The organism is Anaerostipes sp. 494a, assembly GCF_001940315.1.
GTDB classification, from domain to species: domain Bacteria; phylum Bacillota; class Clostridia; order Lachnospirales; family Lachnospiraceae; genus Anaerostipes; species Anaerostipes faecalis.
In genome coordinates, this window is record NZ_MJIF01000001.1 from 2051696 (window position 1) to 2076707 (window position 25012).

Sequence of the window (25012 nt, forward strand, 5' to 3'; positions counted from 1 at the left end):
GAGCAGCTGATGTAAAATATCAGCTGCTCTCTATTATTTTTTAAAGATTATGCAGGAGTATACCATTGGAGTAATGGAAATAATCAGAATAATCAATGTGAAAACAATCATTTTCCCAATACCTGGAAGAAATGAAGATAAAGCAGCAAGTATTCCGCCAATAAACCAGAGTTTCCCAGCGAAACGGTGAGTTCTGAACCAGACTTCTTCACTGTTTAAAGTCCATGGTGTTTTGATTCCCATAAAATAGTTAAATTTTATCTTAGGCATCATATTACCAACATAAGCCAGTAAAAATCCAATGATAAACGGAAGAACAACATCAATTTTTATCGGTACACCAAATGTGACAGCGATAGTAAAAATCTGAAGCGCGAACATTAACAGGCAAATCACCAATTTAAAATGTTCATATTCTTTTTCAAATTTTTGATAGTTTTTTCGTTTTGGATCAGCTTTACGGAGTATATCCATAAACATCCAGAGAATGAAAATAAGTGCCGGTTCCATAAAAATAGTAAACTTACTGCCATAATGATCAATTTCGCCATAAATGTTCCAGTGAGTGGGAATTTTATCCGGCAGATAAAAAAAGAAGACAATGGAAACTATTAGTGAAAGAATAAAAATAATAAAAATTCTTTTGTTTTTGATTTTCATTTACAATCCTCCTTAAATTGCTGAAGCCAGCCTATGATTTCTTCCAGAACAGAAAGATTTAACTCATAATAAATATATTTTCCTTTTTTTTCTGCTGTAATCAGGTTGGCATTTTTTAAAATACTTAAATGATGAGAGATGGTTGCGCCTGTCATGTTAATCTAAATATTATTTTTCAAATAAGGATTCAGCAGATTGTATAGGTTTGGTATAATAATAAATATGGAAAGGATAATAATAATTAGAAAGATAATAAAATATCAGAAGGAGTTGAAAAAATGAAAATTTATGATTTGGTGATCATTGGTTCCGGTCCTGCTGGAATGGCTGCTGCGATTTATGCAAAGAGAGCAATGCTTGATACAGTCCTTATTGAAAAAGAATATATACCAGGCGGTCAGGTGATTCAGACCTATGAAGTTGATAATTATCCGGGAATTCCCAAAACGAATGGAATGGAGTTAAGTGATAAATTTGCAGGCCATGCAAAAGATCTGGGTGTAGAGACAATGACAGCTGAAGTCACAGATATCAAACCAGAGGGAAAGATAAAAGAAATTTATCTAAAAGATGGGAATATGATAAAAACAAAAACAATTATTCTGGCAACAGGAGCTGTCCATCGTACACTTGATATTCCAGGAGAAAAAGAACTGACAGGTATGGGAGTTTCTTATTGTGCAACCTGTGATGGTGCTTTCTTCAGAAATAAAGTGACTGCAGTTGTTGGTGGAGGAGATGTGGCACTGGAAGATGCAATATTTTTAAGCCGTATATGCGAAAAAGTGTATCTGATTCACAGAAGGGATGAATTGCGTGGAGCAAAGATCCTTCGGGATCAGGTGAAAAACAATGATAAGATTGAAATACTGTGGAATACGGTGGTAACTGAAATTCAGGGAGAAAATAAGGTAGAAAATATCCACATCCAGGATGTGAATAACGGTGTGGATAAGGTTTTAAAAGTGGATGGTATTTTTATTGCAGTAGGAACCAGGCCTGCATCAGATCTACTGAAAAATCAACTGGAGACTGATTCGCAGGGATATATTATTGCAGGAGAAGACGGAATTACAAATCTTCCAGGAATTTTTGTCGGTGGGGACGGAAGACGGAAAAACTTACGTCAAGTGGTGACTGCAGTTGCGGATGGAGCTAATTGTGTGCTTTCAGTGGAGAGATACCTTCAAAAATTATAATTTTCTGATAATTTAGCAAGATTATTTTTGCTGACTAATAAATCAAAATGCAACTGTTTTTTTACGATTTGTGATAGATGTATAACATTTTCCAATGCAAGTATTTTTTGAAAAAATAAGTCACAATATACCCACAAAGTTATCCACATACACAAATGGCATATTTAAGCCAAAAATTAGTTACCCACAAAGTTATCCACATTATCCACAGGCAGTAATCGACAAAAAACGATTGTTAAAAAACATAAAAACAAAACAAATGTTTTGTGTAGTATTTCTAAAAAGATTTTGTTTCATTCGTAAATGTTATATGTTATAATAAATTTACAATTAAAAAGTAAAGGAGTTGGGAGCCATGAAGTTCATTATTAGTGGAAAGAACATTGAGGTTACGGAAGGAATCAAAGCAGCAGTTGAAGAGAAACTGGGACGCCTTGATAAGTATCTGGTTGATGATACGATTATTAATGTAACACTTAGTGTTCAGAAGGGAAGACAGAAGATAGAAGTTACCATTCCTATGAAAGGACATATTATTCGTGCAGAAGAAGACAGTGAAGATATGTATGTATCTATCGATCTGGTTGTAGACGTTATTGAACGTCAGATTCGCAGATATAAAACAAGACTGATGAATCAGAAGCACGAGGGAACCAGCTTCAGACAGGAATTTATGGAGATGGAAGATGATGCAGAAGATGATGAAATCAGAATCATCCGAAGCAAGAAGTTTGCGATCAAACCAATGGATGTGGAAGAAGCCTGCATTCAGATGGAACTCTTAGGACATGATTTCTTCGTATTCCGCAATGCTGATACCTTTGAAGTTAATGTTGTGTATAAGAGAAAGGGAAATACATACGGATTAATTGAACCAGAATTTTAAGATAGTTTATAAAAGGAGATCATATGATCTCCTTTTTTTATTACATAGGAAATTCCTTTGAATTTCCTATGTAATAAAAAACGCTCCGCGTGGATGTGCAAAGGAAAGCAGTTAAAACTGCTGCACATCGGCACGCAAAGCGGAGCAAGTCCCTCATGATTGAGGGATACAGGGAGTTGATAGCGACTTGTCCGCTTTTTTTACAATCTGTTAACTTGCGTCTCATATTTAGAAGTGTTACAATAGCAGAGTCTATAGGCAGATGGCAGAAATACTCTGTCTACGGAATTTATGAGAGGATGTAACTATACATCATATAGATTTAGGAGAGCAATTTATGGGTTTATTTGACAAAGTGTTTGGTTCTCACAGTGAAAAAGAGTTAAAGAGGATCAGTAAGATTGTTGATCAGATTGAAGCAATGGACGAAACCATGCAGAAATTATCTGACGAAGAGTTAAGACATAAGACAGACGAATTTAAGGAACGTTTATCCCAGGGAGAAACTTTAGATGACATTCTTCCAGAAGCTTTTGCAGTTGTCCGTGAAGCCAGCAGCCGTGCCATTGGACTGAAACATTACCGTGTTCAGTTGATCGGTGGTATTATCCTGCATCAGGGACGAATCGCAGAAATGAGAACTGGTGAAGGTAAGACTCTTGTATCCACACTTCCTGCATATTTGAATGCATTGGAGGGCAAAGGTGTTCATATTGTTACTGTTAATGATTATCTGGCAACTCGTGATGCCCAGTGGATGGGACAGGTACACAATTTCCTTGGTATTAGTGTGGGGGTTGTTACCAATGATATGGAAAATGACCAGCGTCGAGATGCTTATAATTGTGATATTACTTATATTACCAATAATGAACTGGGATTTGATTATCTGAGAGATAACATGGTCATTGACAAGGCAGATCTGGTACAGAGAGATCTTCACTATGCTATCGTGGATGAAGTGGACTCTGTTTTGATCGATGAGGCAAGAACTCCTCTGATTATTTCCGGGGAAAGTGGTAAATCCACTGAATTATATCGTGCATGTGATATTCTGGCACGTCAGATGCAACGAGGAAGTTCCACAGGAGAATTATCCAAGATGGATATTCTGATGAATGAAGATATTGAGGAAGACGGAGATTTCCTTGTAAATGAAAAAGATAAACAGATTATGCTGACAGCCGATGGTGTAAAGAAGGTAGAAAAGTTCTTCCATATTGATAACCTTGCAGATCCTGATAATCTGGCAATCCAGCATAATATTATTCTGGCATTGCGTGCTCATAATCTGATGTTTAAAGATAAAGATTACGTGGTAAAAGATGATGAAGTTCTGATCGTTGATGAATTTACCGGACGTATTATGCCGGGAAGACGTTATTCTGATGGATTGCATCAGGCAATTGAAGCTAAAGAAAATGTAAGAGTTAAGAGAGAATCTAAAACTCTGGCAACTATTACATTCCAGAATTTCTTTAATAAGTATGATAAGAAAGCAGGTATGACTGGTACAGCTCAGACAGAAGAACAGGAATTTCGTGAAATATACGGAATGGACGTTGTAGTTATTCCGACAAACAAGCCGGTGCTTCGTATTGATCATGAAGATGCCATTTATAAAACAAAACGGGAAAAAATGAATGCCGTTGTGGAAGATATCATTGCCAGCCATGAAAAAGGACAGCCGGTCCTGGTTGGTACCATTACTATTGAAATGTCTGAAGAACTTAGTGCAATGCTCAAGAAAAGACGTATTAAACATAACGTCTTGAATGCAAAGTTCCATGAAAAAGAAGCAGAAATTGTTTCTCATGCAGGTGAAATCGGTGCGGTGACTATTGCAACCAATATGGCTGGTCGTGGTACGGACATTGTTCTGGAAGATGGAGTTGCAGAGCTTGGAGGACTGAAAATCATTGGAACGGAACGACATGAGTCCAGACGTATTGATAATCAGCTTCGTGGTCGTGCCGGTCGTCAGGGAGATCCGGGTGAATCTAAATTTTACCTGTCTCTGGAAGATGATCTGATGAGATTGTTTGGATCTGAACGTATGATTTCTGTATACAATGCCCTTGGAATTCCGGAAGGAGAAGAAATACAGCACAAATCCATCAGCAAGACCATTGAGAAAGCACAGAAGAAGATTGAAAATAACAACTTTGGTATTCGTAAGAATCTGCTGGATTATGACCGTGTAAATAATGATCAGCGAGAGGTTATTTATAAAGAACGCCGTAGAGTATTAGACGGTGATGATATGAAAAATTCTATTCTTTCCATGATGAAAGATACGGTGGCTGATCATGTTAATAAAGTAATCAGTGATGAACTTCCACCGGAAGAATGGGATCTGAAAGCTTTGAATGCTGAATTAAGACAGATCGTTCCATTGAAGAAGATTGAACTGACAGAAGAAGAGAAAGCTTCTGGAAGAGTGGAAAATCTTATAGAGCGTCTGCAGAATGAGACAGTTGAACTGTATGCACAAAAAGAAAAAGAATTTGAAGATTTCGATCTTCGTGAGATTGAACGTATTATCCTTTTGAAAGTTATTGACCGTAAGTGGATGGATCATATAGATGATATGGATCAGTTGCGTGAAGGTATCGGTCTGCAGGCTTATGGACAGAGAGATCCTGTTGTTGAATATCGTATGGTGGGATTTGATATGTTCAATGAAATGACAAAAGCTATTCAGGAAGAGACTACAGGTGCACTGATGCATGTTCAGATTGAACAGAAAATCGAAAGAGAAGAAGCACCAAAAATTACTGGAACCAATAAGGATGAGAGTAATGAAAAAATGCCGTACGTAAGGAAAGGGGCTAAAATCGGACGTAATGATCCTTGTCCTTGCGGTAGCGGAAAGAAATATAAAAACTGTTGCGGAAAAAATTAAGGAGTTTAGTAAGTGATTGAATTAGAACAATTAAGATACACTTTGAACTCTTTTCGAGAACCACTTGAGACACTCAGTGGTTCTCTTGCTTTAGAAGCGAAAAGAGAAAGAATCGATCAACTGGAGCTTTCCATGGAAGAACCAGGATTCTGGGATGATATTGAAGAATCTCAGAAAGTAATGAAAGAAATAAAGAGTCTGAAAAGTGTTGTAGAAGATTACGAAGATTTAAAAACAAAATATGAAGATGTGGAAACCCTGCTGGATATGGCTCAGGAGGATGAAGATGAAGAGCTGGTAACAGAAGCAGAAGAGATTATGAAAGATTTTGAAAAACAATATGAGAGTCTTCGGATTTCCACATTGCTCACGGGAGAGTATGATAAAAATAATGCCATTTTGACACTGCATGCCGGTGCAGGTGGAACAGAATCCTGTGACTGGGCTAATATGTTATATCGAATGTTCACAAGATGGGCAGTGAAAAAAGGATATTCTACAGAAGTTATCGACTATCTGGATGGTGATGAGGCAGGACTTAAGTCTGTAACGGTGGAAATAAAAGGGGAAAATGCATATGGATATCTTCGTTCGGAGCGAGGAGTGCATCGTCTGGTAAGAATTTCTCCATTTAATGCTGCTGGAAAGCGTCAGACATCTTTTGCCTCCTGTGATGTTATGCCGGAAATTGAAGATGATCTTGAAGTGGAGATTGCTGATGAGGATATTCGAATTGATACTTATCGCGCCAGTGGTGCAGGAGGTCAGCATATTAATAAAACAGATTCTGCAATTCGAATTACCCATCTGCCTACAGGAATCGTTGTGCAGTGCCAGAATGAAAGATCCCAGCATAAGAATAAAGATCAGGCCATGAAAATGCTGAAAACCAAGTTGTTTTTGCTGAAAGAACAACAGCACCTGGAAAAATTATCGGATATTCGTGGTGATGTGACAGATAATGGATGGGGAAGTCAGATCAGATCTTATGTTCTACAGCCATATACTATGGTAAAAGATCATAGAACCAATCAGGAAAGCGGAAATCCAACGGCAGTGTTAGATGGTGATCTGGATGATTTTATGAATGCATATTTATCATGGGATAATCAAAAAGAAAAATAATTTTAGAACAGCTGCCTGTTTCATAGTAATTATTAAATTGTATTTTTTTTAAAGCAATTTTTCCTATTGCTTCTGAAAATCATCTATGGTAGTATTCTGTAGAAAGACAATTGTACATCACAGAAAAACAAAGGAAACTTGTTATGGAAAAAACAAATTATTATGTAATTAAGAAGAAAGCGGTTCCGGAAGTTTTACTGAAAGTGCTGGAGGTACAGAAGCTTTTGGATTCCAAAAAGGCACTTTCTATTTTGGAAGCTACAGAAATTGTTGGTATTAGCCGCAGTTCTTATTATAAATACAAAGATGACATTTTTCCGTTTTATTCCAGTAAAAAAGGGAAAAATATTACATTTGTTATAGAAGTCAATGATCAGCCTGGTGTTATGGCATCGATTCTTCAGACTTTTGCAGTCTATGATGCCAATATTCTGACGATACATCAGAGTATTCCAATCAACGGGAAAGGATTGTTGACAGTCAGTGTGGAAATTGTATCAGATGAAAGTGATGTTTCTGCAATGATTCAGGAAGTGGAACAGATGGAAAATGTTTCTTATGTAAAGATTATTGCAATGGAATAGCAGGAGGATATTATGAAATACGTAGTGATTTTAGGAGACGGAATGGCAGATGAGCCAATAGAGAGTCTGAATGGGAAGACACCTTTACAGACAGCGGAGAAACCGGTTATGGATGAGATGGCAAGAACAGCTGAGCAGGGAATTGCATATACTGTTCCTGAAAATCTTCCGGCAGGAAGTGATGTGGCCAATCTTTCTATGCTTGGATATGATCCGCAGCAGTATTATTCCGGACGATCTCCACTGGAAGCGTTAAGTATAGGTGTGGATATGAAGGATACAGATATTGCTCTCCGCTGTAACGTGGTAACTGTAACTGAAGATGGAGAATATGAAGACAAAGAAATTCTTGATCACAGTGCAGGAGAAATTACCTCTGAAGAAGCAGAAGTTCTTATTGAAGCTGTAAAGAAAGAACTGGAAACAGATGAATTTAAATTTTATCCAGGAGTGAGCTATCGCCATCTTACTATTTGGGACAAAGGTCAGGTAATAGATTTAATACCGCCTCATGACATTTTAGGGAAAAAGATTGGAGATTATCTTCCGACAGAACCTAAATTAAAAGAGATGATGAAGAAAAGTTTTGATATACTTAATCATCATCCGATTAATGAAGAACGTGCAAAAAAAGGTCTTAATAAGGCAAACAGTATCTGGTTCTGGGGTGCAGGAACAAAGCCTGCTTTGGATAATTTCAAAGAAAAGACAGGTATGAATGGAGCTATGGTTTCTGCAGTCGACCTTTTAAAGGGAATTGCAGTGGGAGCAGGGATGAGAAATCTGGATGTTGAAGGGGCCAATGGAGGCCTGGATACAAATTATCATGGAAAAGCTATGGCTGCAGTAAAATCACTACTTGAAAATGATGATGATTTCGCGTATATTCATGTAGAAGCCCCAGATGAAATGGGACATCAGGGAAACGTTGAGAATAAGATTAAATCAATTGAATATCTGGATTCTCAGGTTGTAAAGGTTGTGAAAGAAGAACTGGAAAAAGCAGGAGAAGAATTTAGAATTCTTATTGGACCAGATCATCCAACACCTATTGCAATCCGTACACACTCTAAAGAGCCTATTCCATTTATGATCTATGACAGTACAAAGAAAGTGGAAGGACAAAACGAGTACAGTGAAGAAGCAGCAAGAAAAACAGGTCTTGTTGTGGAGCACGCATATGAATTAATGAATCGATTATTACAAAAATAAGAGAAAATGTAGGAGGCACAAAATGCTGGTAGTAAAAAAATTTGGTGGTACTTCTGTTGGAAATAAAGATCGTATCATAAATGTAGCAAAAAGATGTATTGAAGATTATCAAAAAGGAAATGATGTGGTAGTTGTTTTATCTGCCATGGGAAAAATGACAGATGAACTGATTGCAAAAGCAAAGGAGATTAATCCAAATCCATCCAGAAGAGAAATGGATATGCTGCTTACAACAGGTGAACAGACTTCTGTATCATTAATGGCAATGGCAATGGATGCACTGGGAGTACCAGCGGTTTCCTTGAATGCCTTTCAGGTTGCAATGCATACAACATCTGCATACAGTAATGCAAGAATTAAGAGAATTGATACCGATCGTATCTTAAATGAACTGGAACAGCGTAAAATTGTTATTGTAACAGGTTTCCAGGGAGTGGATCAGTTTGATAACTATACAACACTTGGACGTGGTGGTTCAGATACAACTGCTGTTGCACTGGCAGCTGCACTTCATGCAGATGCATGTGAAATCTACACAGATGTAGATGGAGTCTATACAGCAGACCCAAGAAAAGTATCTGTTGCAAAGAAACTTTCTGAAATTACTTATGATGAAATGCTGGAGATGGCAACACTTGGTGCAGGTGTTCTTCATAACCGTTCTGTTGAACTGGCAAAAAAACACGGAGTGCAGCTGGTTGTAAGATCCAGTATGACTACAGAAGAAGGAACTGTTGTTAGAGAAAGAGTTCGAAAAAAAGATGCTGAAATCAGTGGAGTTGCCGGAGATGATGATGCAGCAAGAATTGCAGTTCTTGGAGTTGATGATATTCCTGGTGTTGCATTTAAGATCTTTAATATTCTTGCAAAGAAAAATGTCAATGTTGATATGATTTTACAGTCTGTAGGACAGCATAAAAATAAAAAGGATATTTCTTTTACAGTTAAAGAAGAAGATATGGATATTGCAGTTCAGGCCCTGGAAGATAATCTTCCTGATGGAAGCTATGAAGGAATCAGTGCAAGTGGAGAAATTGCAAAAGTTTCCATTATCGGAGCAGGACTGCGAAATAATTATGGTATGGCAGCTCGTATGTTTGAGGCTTTATATGAAGCAAATATTAACATTCGCATGATTTCCACTTCTGAAATCAGAGTAACAGTTTTGGTTAATCGCGAAGATATGGTGAAAGCGATGAATGCAGCTCATGATGCATTTAAGATGTAACCTTAAAATCAGCTAGATATAGTTATCCATTTTGTTTTGAAATGTGTCAGAACAAAATGGATTTTTTTTGCTTTATAAGGTAGAATAGGGGTTGAGAATAGAAAGGAGATCGACTATGAAAAGAAAAGATTATATTTCATGGGATCAGTATTTTATGGGAATTGCGTTGCTTTCTGCCCAGAGAAGTAAAGATGAAAATACCCAGGTTGGAGCATGTCTGGTAAATGACCACAATAAAATATTATCTGTGGGATATAACGGAATGCCGATTGGCTGTAATGACGATGATATGCCATGGGAACGGGAAGGTGATGCATTGAATACTAAATATTTTTATGTATGTCATGCAGAACTGAATGCTATTTTAAATTACAGTGGTGGTTCTCTGGATGGTGCAAGAGTCTATGTTACTTTGTTTCCGTGCAATGAGTGTGCAAAAGCAATCATTCAAAGCGGCATGAAAGAAGTTGTATATATGCAGGATAAATATGCTGATGATGATGCTACCATAGCATCAAAAAGAATGTTTGATATGGCGGGTGTGACCTATCGCCAGTTTGTCCCTAAAGGGCAGGTAATAGAACTAGATTTATAAAAGAAAGAGTAGTTGATTATGGACATTATTAAAATTTTGCAGGATGAATTAGGTATTAGAAAAAATCAGGTTGAAACAACCATCAAGCTGATCGATGAAGGAAATACTATTCCATTTATAGCAAGATATCGAAAAGAAATGACAGGTGCATTGGATGATGAAACCCTTCGTACATTTCATGAGAGGCTAATGTATTTAAGGAATCTTCAGGATCGGAAAGAGGCAGTCATAAAAAATATCGAGGGGCAGGGAAAACTGACCGACCAGCTGAAAAAGGAGATTGAAGAAGCTGTAACGCTGGTTTCAGTGGAAGATTTGTATCGCCCTTACAAGCAGAAAAAAAGAACCCGTGGAATGATTGCAAAAGAAAAAGGACTGGAACCTTTAGCCAATATTGTACTTCTTCAAATGACAGAAAATCCATTGGAAAAAGAAGCAAAAGATTTCCTGGATGAAGAAAAAGGTGTTGAAACAGTGGAAGATGCACTGAATGGAGCAAGGGATATTATTGCAGAAAATATTTCAGATAATGCAAAATATCGTACTTATATAAGAAAAACAACATGGGAGCATGGAAAAATAATTTCTGTGGCCAAGAAACCGGAAGAATCTTCTGTGTTTGATATGTACTATGATTTCGAGGAACCAATCAGGAAAATAGCAGGATACAGGATTCTGGCAATTAACAGAGGGGAAAAAAAGGGAATTCTCACTGTTAAAATTGAACCTGATCAGCAGAAAATAGCAGCTTATCTGGCAAATCAGGTTATTACCAAAAAAAATCCTAATACTACAAAGTTTCTGCTGGAAGCCATAGAGGACAGTTATAAAAGGCTGATTGCACCGTCTATAGAGCGTGATATTCGAAGTGAACTTACTGAACATGCAGGAACTGAAGCCATTAAAGTATTTGGAAAGAATCTGGAACAATTGCTGATGCAGCCTCCTATTGCAGGACAAACAGTCCTTGGATGGGATCCTGCATTTCGTACCGGATGCAAGCTGGCTGTGGTTGATCCTACCGGGAAAGTACTGGATACAGTGGTGATTTATCCAACAGCACCTCAAAATAAGGTAGAAGAAGCTAAGAAGACAGTAAAAGCACTGATTAAAAAATATGGTATTACACTGATTTCCATTGGGAATGGAACAGCTTCAAGAGAATCCGAGCAGATTGTTGTAGATATGTTAAAAGAACTGGATTCCCCGGTTCAGTATGTGATTACCAATGAGGCAGGTGCATCTGTATATTCTGCAAGTAAACTGGCAACAGAGGAATTTCCGAATTTTGATGTGGGACAACGAAGTGCTACGTCTATTGCAAGACGTGTACAGGACCCTTTAGCAGAATTGGTTAAAATTGAACCTAAGGCCATTGGAGTGGGACAGTATCAGCATGACATGAACCAGAAACAGCTGTCAGAAGCATTAAGTGGTGTTGTGGAAGCAACGGTAAACAAAGTAGGAGTTGACTTAAATACTGCATCAGCTTCTTTGCTGGAGTATGTATCTGGAGTGTCCAAAGCGGTAGCAAAGAATATAGTAACCTATAGAGAAGAGAACGGGCGGTTTTTAAATCGGAGACAGCTGTTGAAAGTATCTAAATTAGGATCTAAAGCCTTTGAACAATGTGCCGGATTTTTAAGGATTTCCGGAGGAGACCAGCCATTAGATGCAACAGGAGTTCATCCGGAAACTTATAAAGAAACCAAACATCTTCTGGAGACTCTTGGATATACCCTGGAAGAATTATCCAGTGAAGGTTTTCGTGAAATTGGCAAAAAAGTTACAGATTATAAAAAGCTGGCCAAAGAACTGGGAATTGGTGAGATTACATTGCAGGATATTGTAAAAGAACTGGAAAAACCAGGACGAGATCCTCGGGAAGATATGCCAAAACCGATTCTTCGCAGTGATGTACTGGAAATGTCCGATTTAAAACCAGGAATGAAATTAAAAGGAACCGTTCGAAATGTTATCGATTTCGGAGCTTTTGTGGATATTGGAGTCCATCAGGATGGTCTTGTGCACATTTCCCAGTTGTCAGATAAATTTATTAAGCATCCACTGGAGGTTGTCAGTGTAGGAGATATTGTGGATGTGACAGTTTTGAGCGTTGATGAAAATAAAAAGCGAATACAGCTAAGTATGAAAGAAAAATAATATTAATACCAGCCACCGGAGAATGTTATGATTTGTCCGGTCATATACTCAGGAGCCGTTGCAGTATGATAAATCATCTGTGCGGCTTCTTTTGGATCTGCAATATAGTCAGCTGGAATCTCTTCCCTTATCATTTCCACATCTTCCTCTGAAAATTCCCGGTTCATATCGGTATCAATCATTCCAAAAGCAATGGCATTGACCTGTATATTGCTGGTTGCAACCTCTTTAGCCAGTGCTTTTGTTAAGGCATTGATACCACCTTTTGTGGTGGAATATAGAACTTCACAGGAAGCACCGACATTTCCCCAGACAGAAGAAATATTGATGATTTTTCCTGATTGATTTCTGATCATGTGAGGAAGAATATTCTGGCAGGTAGAAAATACAGATGTGAGATTGGTGTCTATCATCTGATACCAGTCTTCTATAGATGCATCTGTAAAAAGTCCGATTTTTGAAATACCTGCATTGTTGATCAGACAGTCAATGGTACCAAAATAATCCAGTGCCTGTGTAATCATTTCAGACACGAATTGGTGGTTACCAATGTCGCCGGTAAAAGACATACAGGATACATTCATGGAACATATTTCTTTCTTAAGGGAATCTAATTGTTCTGGATGACGAAAACCGTGAATAACAACATTCCAGCCTTTTTTTGCAAAATAAAGAGCAGTTTCACGTCCAATACCGCGAGAACTTCCTGTGATTAGTACTGTTTTCATAATTTACCTCACAAAGTATATGATATTAAGAAAATTTTAAGGTTATCTACAAGAGATTATAACATAGAGGATTGTTGAAATAAATCGAATAATTTGTTATACTGAACAAAGTTGTATACGGAAGGAGCAGGCACTATGACAAAGAGAAAAAAAAAGGTGGGAGCAGGTGCAATTGCCGCAAGAGTTCTGGTATTGATTCTTGCAATGGTAATTGCTGGTGTTGGAAGTTTTATGGCCAGTAAAGCGTTTTTTGCCCATAGATTTAAAGAAGATAAAAAAGCAGAAATTGCAAAACAATTAAAAGAAGAGAGTAAAGAAAGAGTTGATGTGACATTAGTTCAGATGGATGATACCATGACTATCCGCATTTATCATAATAAAAATCAGCAGATGATTTTTGTACCATTGCGCTCAGATATGGTACTTACTCTCAATGACGATGGCAAAAAGGCAGTAAAAGATGAACTTGGAATCAGTGATGATACAGCAACAGTATCTGATGTGATTAAATCCACCAGTGATGGAAAGTTAATGAAAGAGCAGGTTGAAAAGACTCTTGGAATCTCAATAAATAATTATGAAACCATCACTAAAAAGAAATTTGTAAAATTGATGAATCAGGCAGGAGAAATCAAGATAAATCTTGATAAAGATATTACTTATGAAGATTTAACAGCAAAATCAGTCACCTTAAGTGCCGGAGAAAACACACTAAATGGTAATGCTGTTTTGGCATTGCTCACAGATAATGAAATTTTTCAGGATGAAGCAGATCATATGACTTTGGTAGGAGACATCCTTGTGGAAATCTCTTCTGCCTTAAAAGATAAATCTTTATCTGAATATCAGGATTATGTGAAGACTTATTATGAAACAGTAACATCAGATCTGTCATATGATGATGTTTCAGATTCTCTGGAGAGAATTTATGAAATCAAGGAAAAAGACTTTAATTATAAGATTTTAGATGGAGAAGAATCTAATGGTAAATTCCAGATCGATACAGATGCTGCTAAGAATGCATTTGATGAGATCTTGTCAGAAAGCGGTGATCTGGAAGCAGCGCTGGCTACAACAGAAAAGAAGAAAGAAAGCAATGATGATTCTTCCACAAAGAGTATTGCCATCGAAATTCAGAATTCAACCCAGATTTCAGGATTGGCAGGTCGTTGGAAAGATAAACTTGTCGAAGATGGATATACTGTTGGATCCGTAAAAACAAATCGTCAGGGAGAACTGACTCATACCAAGATTATAATATCAGAAAAGGGTATGGCAAAGGATTTGGAAAGCTATTTTAAGAATCCTGAATATGAAGTTGGAGAAGTAACCAGCGGAGCAAAGATTTGTATTATTCTTGGAACAGAAGATGAAATTTAGACGAATATCATAATTGAATAAAAAGAAAGATCTTTTCCATACTAAATGTACATTAAGACCGGGAAAATGAAGAGTGTACATTTAGGAGGGAAGGCATTGAAACATTTTATAAAAATGATCGTTGGGACATTTTGTATGGCAGTGGCCACCAATACCGTTTTTCAGCCAATGGGAATTGTAACCGGAGGTTTTAGCGGATTAGGGATTATTCTATGGAAAATATGGAGAATCCCATTATGGGTGACAAATACCATGCTGAATGTCCCTGTTTTTTTTGCAGCTTATCATTGTAAGACAAGAAAGTTTTTTTGGAATACATTATCAGGTGCAGTTTTATTATCTCTGTTTCTTGGGATTCTGCCTCGATTTACTTTTTTTCCAAAAGATTTCTATGTGAATCTTATTTTAGGAAGTATTCTAATGGGAATCGGTCTTGGGGTTATTCTAAAAAATGGAGAATCTACCGGTGGAACAGATTTGATGGCATCTTTGCTGAAAAACATATTTCCACAATTTAGTATAGCTGTTCTTCTTGGAATATTAGATGGAATGATTGTGTTTATGGGAATTTTTGCTTTTGGAGTTGAAAAAGCCTGTTATGCGCTTCTTTGTATTTATGGAATCACAAAGATTACAGATACAGTAGTGGAAGGACCCGGGACATTAAAGCTGATTTATATTATAAGTGAAAAGGAAAACAGAATTGCAGAAGAAATCTTAACCAGGAAGCGAAGAGGTGTAACAAAAGTCTATGTAAAAGGCGGATATCGAGGAAAAGAGGGTTTTATGCTTATGTGCATGGTATCGAAAAAAGAGGTTTCCACAATGAAAGATATTGTGAAAAAGATAGATCCGGAGGCATTTGTGATAATTTCTGATGCACGGGAAACTATTGGGGAGGGTTTTGTGAATTTTCAACAATAGTATTAAAGAATTACTAGTTTTTTCTTTTTTTTTTGTAAAAAATGCTGTATAGTAAAAGAAAAGATCGAAGGAAAACTAGGAAAGGTAGATGAAGGGATGATTTCAAATCAGATTTTACAAGAAGCAATTAGTGGAATCAAAGATGTAACGGGAATAGATTTGTGTGTCGTGGATGTATCTGGCAATGTTGTGGCAAAAACGATGGATATACTGGATAATGTGGGGATGGAAGTACAGGCTTTTGCAGGATCCATGGCAGAAAGCCAGGTAATTGATGGTTTTCAGTATTTTAAGATATTTGATGATAAACGTCTGGAGTATATTCTTTTAGTTAATAGCATAAATGAAACAGCATATACTATTGGGAAATTAGCAGTTTTACAGGTGGAAAATTTACTGGTTGCCTATAAAGAACGATTTGATAAGGAGAACTTTGTAAAAAATCTGCTTCTGGATAATCTGCTTTTAGTGGATATTTATAACAGAGCAAAAAAACTGCATATCAAGGTGGAAGCAAAAAGAGTTGCTTTTCTGATACAGGCTGCCTATGGAAAGGATCAGAGTCTTATGGAAACTATGAAACAGTGCGGATCCATTGAAGAGACAGCTTTTCTGACAGCAGTAGATGAAAAGAGCATAGTTTATGTTACGGAAATCGGGCCAAAGGACAGCCAGATTCAGTTTATATTACATGCAAAAGAATTGGTGACAGAGCTTGCTGATGCAGGTATCAGGGATATTAAGATTTCTATAGGAAATATTGCGGAGAATATAAAAGATGTATCTCGTTCATATAAAGAGGCGCAGATTGCATTGGAAGTTAGTAAGATTTTCTATGAGGATGCTACAGTTATTGCATATAATCAGCTGGGAATCGGACGTTTAATCTATCAGCTGCCGCTGCCATTATGCAAGATGTTTATCAGAGAGGTATTTGGAGATTATTCTCCGGATTCAATTGACGAGGAAACTTTATCTACCATTGATAAATTTTTTGAAAATAATCTTAATGTTTCAGAGACATCAAGGCAGTTGTTTATACATCGAAATACGTTGGTATATCGCCTGGATAAAATTCAGAAAAATACCAATCTGGATCTCAGAAATTTTGAAGATGCAATTGCTTTTAAAATCGCACTGATGGTAGTAAAATATATGAAATATATGGATACGATGGATTAATATTATGATAACGTTAAATCAGGTGACAAAAGAGTATAAAAAGGGAAATGTTGGTCTGGAAGATGTATCGCTTCATGTTGATAAGGGTGAGTTTGTCTTTGTTGTAGGTAAAAGCGGATCGGGGAAGACAACACTGGTGAAACTGCTCTTAAAGGAGTTAGAGCCTACCAAAGGTGAAATTATAGTAAATGGATATCATTATAATAAAATGAGACGGCGGGAGTTACCATACTTGCGCCGTCAAATGGGTGTGGTCTTTCAGAATTTCCGTCTGTTAAAGGACCGGAATATTTTTGAAAACGTTGCTTTTGCACAAAAGGTCGTAGAGGCACCAAACCGCCATATCAGACGTCAGGTTCAAAGTGTTCTGGACCTGGTTGGTTTAGGAGATAGACTTAAGGCGTTTCCAGGGGAATTGTCAGGTGGAGAACAGCAAAGAGTAGCAATTGCAAGAGCACTGGTAAATCACCCTGTTGTTTTACTTGCTGATGAACCTACAGGAAATCTGGATCCGGTCAATGCGAAGGAAATTATGGCGCTTCTTGAGGATATTCAGCATAGAGGAACCACAGTTATGGTAGTAACACACAATAAAGATATGGTAAATAAAATGGGAAAAAGAGTAATCTCCTTGAATCAGGGTCATGTAGAACAGGATGAAGCAAGGGGGTATTATGAGATTATTTAGAAGATTTGTTTATGGAGTTAAAGAAGGGATTCGAAATATTTTTCGTAATAAGATATTTTCTCTGGCATCAATTGGAACCATTGCGGCATGTGTATTTCTCATTGGAGTGTCTTTGGCTGTTATTTTAAATGTTCAGTCCACCATGAGACAGATGGAAAATTCTGTTGGTGTTTCAGTTTTCTTTCAGTCAGGAATTTCAGAAGAACGAAAGAATCAGATTGGAGAAGAAATTAAGGCAAAGAAGGAAGTAGATCAGATTCGATATGTTTCTGCGGAGGAAGCATGGGCAAAGTACAAGAAAGATGTATTTAAAAACAACCAGGAGCTTTTGGAGGGATTTGAAGGGAGCAATCCTCTTAAGGAATCGGATTCTTATGAGGTAACCCTGAGAGAAATCAGCAACTATCAACAGCTTGTTAAAGAGCTGGAGAAAATCCATGGAGTTCGAAAGGTCAGGTATTCAAAAGTTGCGGCAGAAGGCGTATCTAAAATGAATGTTCTAGGTACTTATATGGCGGGAGGTTTGATTCTTATCCTGCTTCTTGTATCAGTATTTCTGGTAAGCAATACGGTTTCTCTTGGAATTTCTGTGCGAAAAGATGAAATTGCAATTATGAAATTTATTGGCGCGGCAAATGGATTTATTAAAGCACCATTTCGAATGGAAGGAATCCTTATTGGAATTATAGGATCAGCACTTCCTATTACAGTGATTTATTTTGGTTATCACAAAATTATTTTATGGATGACGGAGCGATTTCACGTGATTACAGCATTTATGAAGTTTGTATCAGTAGAGAAGATTATGTTGTATCTGATCCCGATGGCATTGATTGTAGGACTGTTTATTGGTCTTATGGGAAGTTTTATAACGATTAGGAAATATTTGAGAGTATAAGGGGGAAGAATCATGCCTGAAAGATGTATATGGAAAAAGGTATTGATTTTTGCGGCAGCTTTATTTTTGATGACAGGATCTTATCATCAGGTTATTGATGCGAAGACCAGTAAAAAACAGATAAAAGAAGAAAATCAGAAATTAGATAAACTGAATCAGCAGATGCAGGCAGAGATTGAGCAGCTGGATAAAAAAATGGTGAAAAGTGATATAAAATATGAAAAGTATTCTCAGAGACTTGAGACGTTACAAAAGAAAGTCCAGAAGACGGAAAGGAAACTAAAAGAAGCCAGAGAATCCAGAGTTAATCAGTATAAGATTATGGATAAAAGGATTAAATTCCTCTATGAAAATGGAAATACGGCATATTTAGAAATAATTTTTGAAGCAAAATCATTTCAGGAATTTCTTACAAGAGCTGAATATATTTCAAAGATTTCCCAATATGATAGTACTATGTTCCAAAAGCTGAAAAATACAGAAAAGAAAATTGAGCTGTCGTCTAAACAATTGAAAAAAGAATATAAAAATGTTCAGACAGTAACTATTCAGGCAAAAAAAGAAAAAGAGCAGCTTAATAAGATGGCATTGGCGAAAAAACAAAAGCTGGCTCAGTACCGAAAGAAACTGGCCGCAAATAAAGTATTACTGGCACAATATGAGGTAGAAGAAAAACGTCAGCAGGAGACTGCAGGTGCAAAGAATGAAATATCTTCAGGAAACGGGGCATCCTCAGGAAGTGGGTATTCTTCAGCAGGTACTTCATTTTCAGGAAATAGTTCATCTGGGGGACAGAGCAGTATGGTGGGGAGCGGAAATCTCATATGGCCGGTTCCATCTTGTCATTCAATTTCTTCAGGATATGGATACCGTATCCATCCTGTAACCGGAGAAAGAAAATTACATGCGGGTATCGATATCCCATGTTCTACCGGTTCCACTATTGTGGCATCAGATAGTGGGACAGTCATTGCGGCAGGGTATAATGCATATAATGGAAACTACATAAAGATTAGCCATGGAAATGGAATTGCTACCATGTATCTTCATTGTTCAAGACTTCTTGTATCTTCTGGAAGTCATGTGAGCAAAGGACAGATAATTGCAAAATCAGGAGCAACAGGAATGGTTTCCGGTGCTCATTTACATTTTGTTGTACAAAAAAACGGGAATTATGTTAATCCAGTAAATTATTTATAAAAAATTTTTATATCTAACTCTTAGGAAATACAATATCTTATGTTATTGACAATTTTTTTTCAACGTGAAATAATATCATTATTTTGAAATATATTAATTTACTAGGAAAAGTAGAAAATACCAAGCGGAGGATATTAGTATGGATGAGAAGAAAAAAGAAGGAATATCTGATGAAATTCTTATTCAGATTAAGAATGAATTAGAAGCATTAAGATACGGATCGTTAACAGTTATTGTTCAGGATGGACGAGTGGTTCAGATTGAAAAAAATGAAAAAATCAGATGTCGATAAATGGAAAAATTGTTACACCAATGTGTTAAGAGGACAAGTTCCCCTATTGATGAGGGACTTGTCCTCTTTGTTTTTGGAAAGTAATAAAAAAATTAAAAAAGTTACTTGACAAAGCGGGTTCTTACCAGTATAATCTAATTCATATAAAACCTAGCAGTTAAGTATGATATTAAAGAAAGGATATAAAATTATGAGCAAGATTACAGAAAGTGCATTAGAATTAATCGGAAATACACCATTATTAAAATTAAACCGCTATGCAGGTGATGCAGAGGCTACAATTCTTGGAAAACTGGAATATCTGAATCCGGCAGGATCTGTGAAAGATCGTATTGCATTAGCTATGATCAAAGATGCAGAAGAAAAGGGAATCTTAAAACCGGGGGCTACTATTATTGAACCTACATCAGGAAATACAGGAATCGGTCTTGCAGCAGTTGCAGCGGCAAAAGGATATAAAGCGATACTTACACTTCCAGATACAATGAGTGTGGAGAGAAGAAATCTTTTAAAAGCTTATGGAGCTGAGCTGGTATTGACAGAAGGTGCAAAAGGTATGAAAGGTGCCATTGCTAAAGCAGAAGAATTAAATAAATCTATTGAAGGATCTGTGATTCTTGGACAGTTTGTTAACCCGGCAAACCCTGAAGTTCACAAAGCAACAACAGGACCTGAAATCTGGGATCAGACAGAAGGAAAAGTTGATATCTTTGTTGCAGGTGTAGGTACAGGCGGAACAGTAACAGGTGTCGGAGAATATTTAAAATCTCAGAATCCTGATGTAAAAGTAGTGGCAGTAGAACCTGCAAGCAGTCCGGTATTATCAAAAGGAACACCAGGACCACATAAGATTCAGGGAATCGGTGCCGGATTTGTACCAGATGTGTTAAATACAAAGGTTTATGATGAAGTTATTACTGTAGAAAATGAGGATGCATTTGCAGAAGGTAAAGCATTTGCAGTAAGTGAGGGAATTCTGGTTGGAATTTCTTCTGGTGCAGCATTAAAGGCAGCAAAAGAACTGGCAGCAAGACCGGAAAACAAAGGTAAAACAATTGTAGCACTGCTTCCAGATTCTGGAGACCGCTATTTATCTACCCCACTGTTTGCTGATAATTAGAACATGGTAATGTCGTGAAACTCCTTAAATAAATATAGTATAGCTGACTGAACGACCGGAGATTCGCATGAATATTAGCTTATTCTGCGAACTCTGACCGTTCTTTTTTATACATTTGTCGATGCTGTAGCCAGATGGGAAAAGGCAAAGGTCTGCAAAACCTCAGAATGTTGGTTCGAATCCAATCAGCATCGTTTATATATCAGATGAGGGATGACTCCCGCCTCTGTAGGCGGTGAGCAACAATTATGTATCAGTGGCGGGTTTCAATCCCCCATCTGATACACGCTCCGCGAGGATGCGCAGGAATTCGGATTGGAAGTATGTCTGCTATGCAGACCCGAATTCCGCGCCAAAACTCGCGAGCGAGTCTTGAACTATTATTGTGTTTACTAAAGAAAGTTTAATTGCAAGGAGGAAGAAATGAAATACGATTTCCATACTATTCCAAATCGAAAAGGAACCATGTGCCTGAAATATGATTTTGCAAAACGCAAGGGGAAACCGGAAAATATACTGCCTTTATGGGTGGCAGATATGGATTTTGTGACTGCTCCGGAAATATTAAAAAGGCTGGAAGAAAGAGTCCAGAATGGAATTTTTGGATATACAGAAGCGACGGAAGAATATTTGAATGCTGTTTCAAAATGGTATCAGGAACATTTTCAATGGGAGATTAAAGCTAATTGGGTGATTAAGACTCCGGGAGTTGTGTTTGCACTGGCAGCAGCAGTTCGGGCATTTACGGAAAAAGGAGATGGTGTACTGATTCAACGGCCGGTATATTATCCTTTTTCTAAAATTATTGAAAGTAATAACAGAGTTGTTATTAATAGTTCCTTAAAACTGGTAGCAGATCATTATGAAATTGACTTTGATGATCTGGAAAAAAAGATGGCGGATCATAAGGTTAAACTGTTCTTATTCTGCAGTCCGCAGAATCCTACAGGAAGAGTCTGGAGAGAGTGGGAATTAAGAAAAATAGGGGATTTATGTGAAAAATATGGTGTATTAATCGTCAGTGATGAAATACATAATGATTTTGTAAATGAGGGATATACTCATCATATCTTTGCCAATCTGGATAAGAAGTATGCAGATATGATAATCACCTGTACTGCCCCCACCAAGACCTTTAATCTGGCTGGATTACAGATTTCGAATATCGTTATTTCTAATACCAGGCTGCGCAGAATATTTCGAAAGGAAGTAAATGCCATGGGATACGGCCAGCAAAACACAATGGGGGTGGTTGCATGTCAGGCTGCATATGAAGAAGGAGAAGAATGGTATCGGCAATTAAAACAATATTTAAAAGGAAATCTTGATTTTCTGAGAGAATATCTGCAGGAAAAAATTCCGGAAATTCATTTAATTGAACCTGAGGGAACTTATTTAATATGGATTGATTTCCGACAACTGGGATTGACAGAAAAAGAAAGAGAAGAACTCATTGTTAAAAAAGCAAATTTGTGGTTGGACAGTGGTGTGATTTTTGGACCGGAGGGAGAAGGTTTTGAAAGAATTAATATTGCCTGTCCGAGAAAAATATTGAAACAGGCATTAACACAGCTGGAACAGGCAATTCATCAAAGTTAATAAAACGAAAAAAGCTCTTGACAAAATATGAACATGCCAGTATAATCTAATTCATATAAAACCTAGTAGATAAGTATGAATATAAAATTAAACCGATATACAGGTAATGAAAAGAATGGGTGGAAGAATTTATGAAATTTTCAAAAAAATGCAGATATGGGTTAAAAGCTTTGATTGATTTAGCTGCCAATTTTAAAAATACTCAGGTATCACTGGGAAGTTTAGCAAAAAGAAACGGAATTCCCTGTCAATATCTGGAGCAGATATTTGGAAGTCTTCGAAGAGTAGGAATTATAAAAGGAATGAAAGGACCTCAGGGAGGCTATTCCCTGAATGTTGATCCTGCCAGAGTAACAGTATCAGAAATCCTGGTAGCTTTGGAAGGTCCTTATCAGATCGAAGATGAAGAAACTTTCAATGAAAATGATGAAAACAAAATCTCAATGGTTATACAGCACAGCATCATTGATAAAATCAATGAACAGTTGGATGAAACGTTAAACTATTTAACATTGGAAGATCTGGAAAAAAGTTATTTTGAATATACGCAGGATGGGCTGAATATGTATTATATCTAATAACTTGTCTGTATATCACAAGAAACATAAGAACAATAAAAAATAGAAAAAAAACTGACTGGAAAACCAGAGGTTGCAATAAGAAAGCAGTATCGCTTTGAAGTGTTGTAATCTCTGTTTTTTTTATAAATTTTAGGAGGAAAGAAAATGAGTAAAGTAAAATCACCGCAGGAACAGCGGATTCAATATGAAATTGCACATAAAATACCACCATTTGTGCATAGAAATCGTGCAACAAAGATATTAAATGAAATTAGAGGACAGAAGCCTCAGATTGATATTGAAAGAGGACGGTATTTTACACAGTCATTTCGAGAAACAGAAGGGGAGCCTTTAATTTTAAGATGGGCGAAAGCCTTATTACATTATGCAGAACATGCAACGGTCTATATTGATAAGGACCAGCTTTTGGTCGGAAGAAGCGGAAAACAAGGACGCTATGGAATTCTTTATCCTGAACTGGATGGAGACACATTAAAAGAAGCAATTGAAACACTTCCAACCAGAACGGTTTCTCCTTTTAGCATTTCAGAGGAAGATGCGAATCTTCTCTTCAATGGGTACATGACTATGAAGTAGTACTGGAAAAAGGTTTCCAGAAAATTAAAGAAGAAGCAGAGGAAAGAATTGCACAGTTAGATGAATACAGCCCTATTGATTATACAGAGAAACTTCCGTTTTTGCAGGCAGTTGTTTTAACCAGTGATGCCATTATTTTATGGGCAGAACGACATGGAGATTTGGCAGAAGAACTTGCAAAAGAGGAAAATGATCCAGTACGGAAAGCAGAATTACTAAAAATTGCAGATACATGCCGATATGTTCCCAAATATCCGGCAAGGACATTCTATGAAGCAATGCAGGCACAATGGTTTACTCAGATGTTTTCCAGAATCGAGCAAAAGACAGGAACCATCATTTCCAATGGAAGAATGGATCAGTACTTGTATCCATTCTATCAGCATGATATAGAAGCAGGCATTATTACAGATGAAGAAGTGCAGGAATTATTTGAATGCATGTGGGTTTCCATGGCCCAGTTTGTAGATTTATATCTTTCTGAGGCGGGAGGTTCTTTTAACGAAGGATATGCCCACTGGGAAGCAGTTACCATTGGAGGAGTAACGAAAAAGGGATATGACGCAGTTAATGAATTAACATATATTCTTTTGAAATCCAAAAGGGAATTTCCATTAAATTATCCTGATCTGGCAGCAAGGATCCATACGGGAAGTCCGAAACGTTATTTGTATGAAGTGGCAGAAACCATTAAAGATGGAGCGGGATTTCCGAAATTAATTAATGATGAAGAAGTTGTACCGCTGCTGTTATCCAAAGGTGCATCCTTTGAGGAAGCATATGATTATAGTGTATCTGGGTGTGCGGAATGTAGAATGCCAAATCGGGATACTTATACGAGTCCAAACGCGTACATTAATTTTGCTGCAGCATTGGAAATGGTAATTTACAACGGAAAAATGCAGAAATATGGTGATGAGGTTATTGGCCTTCAGACAGGGAAATTTGAGGATTTTCAGTCCTTTGATGAAGTCTTGGAAGCTTACTTAAAACAACAGAGATATTTTATTAAACATGCATTTATTCAGCAGCATGAAATTATCCGTCTTCGTGGAGAACATTTTGCAACGCCGCTGGGTTCAGCTCTGCATAAGCTTTGCCAGGAGACTTGCACAGATTTGCATCAGCCGAAGATTGAGGGTGGTATTGATTTAGGATACTTTGAATTTATTGGATATGCGACGGTGGTTGATTCATTAGCAGTATAAAGTTATACTTAAGTATGTACAATAAATATTAAATAAGAATGTACAAATGTTATGATATATGAGTTACAAGGAGGAACTC

The 25012-nt window shown here is 37.1% G+C and carries 24 protein-coding genes and 1 tRNA gene; 22 read left to right on the plus strand and 3 right to left on the minus strand.

Annotated features, from left to right (window positions below; genetic code table 11):
• Positions 1 to 33 precede the first annotated feature (33 nt).
• Both BHF70_RS10385 and BHF70_RS13045 read right to left on the minus strand, forming a co-directional pair.
• Positions 34 to 660: an SdpI family protein gene (locus BHF70_RS10385; RefSeq protein WP_075760159.1), complete on the minus strand. Its 627-nt coding sequence runs from the start codon at positions 658 to 660 to the stop codon at positions 34 to 36.
• Positions 657 to 815 (minus strand): ArsR family transcriptional regulator, encoded by a 159-nt coding sequence (locus tag BHF70_RS13045; RefSeq protein WP_143249386.1) that lies wholly within the window; start codon positions 813 to 815, stop codon positions 657 to 659. The genes BHF70_RS10385 and BHF70_RS13045 overlap by 4 nt, the downstream gene beginning before the upstream one ends.
• 123 nt (positions 816 to 938) lie before the next feature.
• On the opposite strand from BHF70_RS13045, the gene trxB reads away from it, so the two are divergent.
• The 9 genes from trxB to BHF70_RS10435 all read left to right on the plus strand — a co-directional run bounded on the left by trxB (position 939) and on the right by BHF70_RS10435 (position 12557).
• Positions 939 to 1859 carry a thioredoxin-disulfide reductase gene (gene trxB / locus BHF70_RS10395; protein ID WP_075760160.1) on the plus strand — a complete coding sequence of 307 codons (921 nt, stop codon included), beginning with the start codon at positions 939 to 941 and terminating at the stop codon, positions 1857 to 1859.
• Between the two features lie 355 nt (positions 1860 to 2214).
• Entirely contained in the window at positions 2215 to 2745 is a 531-nt protein-coding gene (gene hpf / locus BHF70_RS10400; RefSeq protein ID WP_075760161.1) for a ribosome hibernation-promoting factor, HPF/YfiA family, read from the plus strand.
• 337 nt (positions 2746 to 3082) lie between these two features.
• Entirely contained in the window at positions 3083 to 5650 is a 2568-nt protein-coding gene (secA, locus tag BHF70_RS10405) for a preprotein translocase subunit SecA (protein WP_075760162.1), read from the plus strand.
• 12 nt (positions 5651 to 5662) lie between these two features.
• Entirely contained in the window at positions 5663 to 6775 is a 1113-nt protein-coding gene (prfB, locus tag BHF70_RS10410; protein ID WP_075760163.1) for a peptide chain release factor 2, read from the plus strand.
• 143 nt (positions 6776 to 6918) lie between these two features.
• Positions 6919 to 7359 (plus strand): ACT domain-containing protein, encoded by a 441-nt coding sequence (locus tag BHF70_RS10415; protein WP_075760164.1) that lies wholly within the window; start codon positions 6919 to 6921, stop codon positions 7357 to 7359.
• Positions 7360 to 7371: 12 nt separating this feature from the next.
• The gene (locus tag BHF70_RS10420; protein WP_075760165.1) at positions 7372 to 8571 is read left to right on the plus strand and encodes a cofactor-independent phosphoglycerate mutase; all 1200 of its coding nucleotides are present in this window, start codon (positions 7372 to 7374) and stop codon (positions 8569 to 8571) included.
• 22 nt (positions 8572 to 8593) lie between these two features.
• Positions 8594 to 9799, plus strand: coding sequence for an aspartate kinase (locus tag BHF70_RS10425; RefSeq protein WP_075760166.1), 1206 nt, complete (start codon positions 8594 to 8596; stop codon positions 9797 to 9799).
• A gap of 115 nt (positions 9800 to 9914) precedes the next feature.
• Entirely contained in the window at positions 9915 to 10394 is a 480-nt protein-coding gene (locus BHF70_RS10430; protein WP_075760167.1) for a deoxycytidylate deaminase, read from the plus strand.
• An 18-nt stretch (positions 10395 to 10412) separates the two neighbouring features.
• Entirely contained in the window at positions 10413 to 12557 is a 2145-nt protein-coding gene (locus BHF70_RS10435; protein WP_075760168.1) for a Tex family protein, read from the plus strand.
• A 2-nt stretch (positions 12558 to 12559) separates the two neighbouring features.
• Here BHF70_RS10435 and ymfI read toward each other — a convergent pair whose 3' ends face one another.
• Positions 12560 to 13285, minus strand: a complete 726-nt coding sequence (gene ymfI / locus BHF70_RS10440) for an elongation factor P 5-aminopentanone reductase (RefSeq protein WP_075760169.1) — start codon at positions 13283 to 13285, stop codon at positions 12560 to 12562.
• A gap of 135 nt (positions 13286 to 13420) precedes the next feature.
• On the opposite strand from ymfI, the gene BHF70_RS10445 reads away from it, so the two are divergent.
• From BHF70_RS10445 to BHF70_RS12255, 13 genes are all read left to right on the plus strand, one after another.
• Complete coding sequence (locus BHF70_RS10445) at positions 13421 to 14665, plus strand: LCP family protein (protein WP_075760170.1); 1245 nt, start codon at positions 13421 to 13423, stop codon at positions 14663 to 14665.
• A 96-nt stretch (positions 14666 to 14761) separates the two neighbouring features.
• The gene (locus BHF70_RS10450) at positions 14762 to 15589 is read left to right on the plus strand and encodes a YitT family protein (protein WP_230973643.1); all 828 of its coding nucleotides are present in this window, start codon (positions 14762 to 14764) and stop codon (positions 15587 to 15589) included.
• 96 nt (positions 15590 to 15685) lie between these two features.
• Entirely contained in the window at positions 15686 to 16771 is a 1086-nt protein-coding gene (locus tag BHF70_RS10455) for a PucR family transcriptional regulator (protein WP_075760171.1), read from the plus strand.
• A 4-nt stretch (positions 16772 to 16775) separates the two neighbouring features.
• On the plus strand, positions 16776 to 17459 hold the full coding sequence (gene ftsE, locus BHF70_RS10460) for a cell division ATP-binding protein FtsE (RefSeq protein ID WP_075760172.1): 684 nt from the start codon (positions 16776 to 16778) through the stop codon (positions 17457 to 17459).
• Positions 17446 to 18357: a permease-like cell division protein FtsX gene (gene ftsX, locus BHF70_RS10465; RefSeq protein WP_075760173.1), complete on the plus strand. Its 912-nt coding sequence runs from the start codon at positions 17446 to 17448 to the stop codon at positions 18355 to 18357. Before ftsE ends, ftsX begins: the two co-directional genes overlap by 14 nt.
• 12 nt (positions 18358 to 18369) lie before the next feature.
• On the plus strand, positions 18370 to 19557 hold the full coding sequence (locus BHF70_RS10470; RefSeq protein ID WP_075760174.1) for a murein hydrolase activator EnvC family protein: 1188 nt from the start codon (positions 18370 to 18372) through the stop codon (positions 19555 to 19557).
• Positions 19558 to 19696: 139 nt separating this feature from the next.
• Positions 19697 to 19849 (plus strand): YezD family protein, encoded by a 153-nt coding sequence (locus BHF70_RS10475; RefSeq protein WP_075760175.1) that lies wholly within the window; start codon positions 19697 to 19699, stop codon positions 19847 to 19849.
• A gap of 190 nt (positions 19850 to 20039) precedes the next feature.
• Entirely contained in the window at positions 20040 to 20969 is a 930-nt protein-coding gene (cysK, locus tag BHF70_RS10480; protein WP_075760590.1) for a cysteine synthase A, read from the plus strand.
• A 120-nt stretch (positions 20970 to 21089) separates the two neighbouring features.
• Positions 21090 to 21163: transfer RNA gene (locus BHF70_RS10485), tRNA-Cys, on the plus strand.
• A gap of 229 nt (positions 21164 to 21392) precedes the next feature.
• Positions 21393 to 22568, plus strand: coding sequence for a MalY/PatB family protein (locus BHF70_RS10490; RefSeq protein WP_075760176.1), 1176 nt, complete (start codon positions 21393 to 21395; stop codon positions 22566 to 22568).
• 131 nt (positions 22569 to 22699) lie between these two features.
• Positions 22700 to 23146, plus strand: coding sequence for an Rrf2 family transcriptional regulator (locus tag BHF70_RS10495; protein WP_075760177.1), 447 nt, complete (start codon positions 22700 to 22702; stop codon positions 23144 to 23146).
• Between the two features lie 147 nt (positions 23147 to 23293).
• Complete coding sequence (locus tag BHF70_RS12910; RefSeq protein WP_075760178.1) at positions 23294 to 23725, plus strand: pyruvate formate lyase family protein; 432 nt, start codon at positions 23294 to 23296, stop codon at positions 23723 to 23725.
• A 23-nt stretch (positions 23726 to 23748) separates the two neighbouring features.
• Positions 23749 to 24933 carry a pyruvate formate lyase family protein gene (locus tag BHF70_RS12255; protein ID WP_330390980.1) on the plus strand — a complete coding sequence of 395 codons (1185 nt, stop codon included), beginning with the start codon at positions 23749 to 23751 and terminating at the stop codon, positions 24931 to 24933.
• The last annotated feature ends 79 nt before the right edge of the window (positions 24934 to 25012 follow it).

Bases quoted from the DNA above. Each gene is read 5' to 3' on its own strand.
- BHF70_RS10385 (WP_075760159.1), bottom strand. From the start codon at position 660: ATGAAAATCAAAAACAAAAGAATTTTTATTATTTTTATTCTTTCACTA.
- BHF70_RS13045 (WP_143249386.1), bottom strand. From the start codon at position 815: ATGACAGGCGCAACCATCTCTCATCATTTAAGTATTTTAAAAAATGCC.
- trxB (WP_075760160.1), top strand. From the start codon at position 939: ATGAAAATTTATGATTTGGTGATCATTGGTTCCGGTCCTGCTGGAATG.
- hpf (WP_075760161.1), top strand. From the start codon at position 2,215: ATGAAGTTCATTATTAGTGGAAAGAACATTGAGGTTACGGAAGGAATC.
- secA (WP_075760162.1), top strand. From the start codon at position 3,083: ATGGGTTTATTTGACAAAGTGTTTGGTTCTCACAGTGAAAAAGAGTTA.
- BHF70_RS10415 (WP_075760164.1), top strand. From the start codon at position 6,919: ATGGAAAAAACAAATTATTATGTAATTAAGAAGAAAGCGGTTCCGGAA.
- BHF70_RS10420 (WP_075760165.1), top strand. From the start codon at position 7,372: ATGAAATACGTAGTGATTTTAGGAGACGGAATGGCAGATGAGCCAATA.
- BHF70_RS10425 (WP_075760166.1), top strand. From the start codon at position 8,594: ATGCTGGTAGTAAAAAAATTTGGTGGTACTTCTGTTGGAAATAAAGAT.
- BHF70_RS10430 (WP_075760167.1), top strand. From the start codon at position 9,915: ATGAAAAGAAAAGATTATATTTCATGGGATCAGTATTTTATGGGAATT.
- BHF70_RS10435 (WP_075760168.1), top strand. From the start codon at position 10,413: ATGGACATTATTAAAATTTTGCAGGATGAATTAGGTATTAGAAAAAAT.
- ymfI (WP_075760169.1), bottom strand. From the start codon at position 13,285: ATGAAAACAGTACTAATCACAGGAAGTTCTCGCGGTATTGGACGTGAA.
- BHF70_RS10445 (WP_075760170.1), top strand. From the start codon at position 13,421: ATGACAAAGAGAAAAAAAAAGGTGGGAGCAGGTGCAATTGCCGCAAGA.
- BHF70_RS10455 (WP_075760171.1), top strand. From the start codon at position 15,686: ATGATTTCAAATCAGATTTTACAAGAAGCAATTAGTGGAATCAAAGAT.
- ftsE (WP_075760172.1), top strand. From the start codon at position 16,776: ATGATAACGTTAAATCAGGTGACAAAAGAGTATAAAAAGGGAAATGTT.
- ftsX (WP_075760173.1), top strand. From the start codon at position 17,446: ATGAGATTATTTAGAAGATTTGTTTATGGAGTTAAAGAAGGGATTCGA.
- BHF70_RS10470 (WP_075760174.1), top strand. From the start codon at position 18,370: ATGCCTGAAAGATGTATATGGAAAAAGGTATTGATTTTTGCGGCAGCT.
- BHF70_RS10475 (WP_075760175.1), top strand. From the start codon at position 19,697: ATGGATGAGAAGAAAAAAGAAGGAATATCTGATGAAATTCTTATTCAG.
- cysK (WP_075760590.1), top strand. From the start codon at position 20,040: ATGAGCAAGATTACAGAAAGTGCATTAGAATTAATCGGAAATACACCA.
- BHF70_RS10490 (WP_075760176.1), top strand. From the start codon at position 21,393: ATGAAATACGATTTCCATACTATTCCAAATCGAAAAGGAACCATGTGC.
- BHF70_RS10495 (WP_075760177.1), top strand. From the start codon at position 22,700: ATGAAATTTTCAAAAAAATGCAGATATGGGTTAAAAGCTTTGATTGAT.
- BHF70_RS12910 (WP_075760178.1), top strand. From the start codon at position 23,294: ATGAGTAAAGTAAAATCACCGCAGGAACAGCGGATTCAATATGAAATT.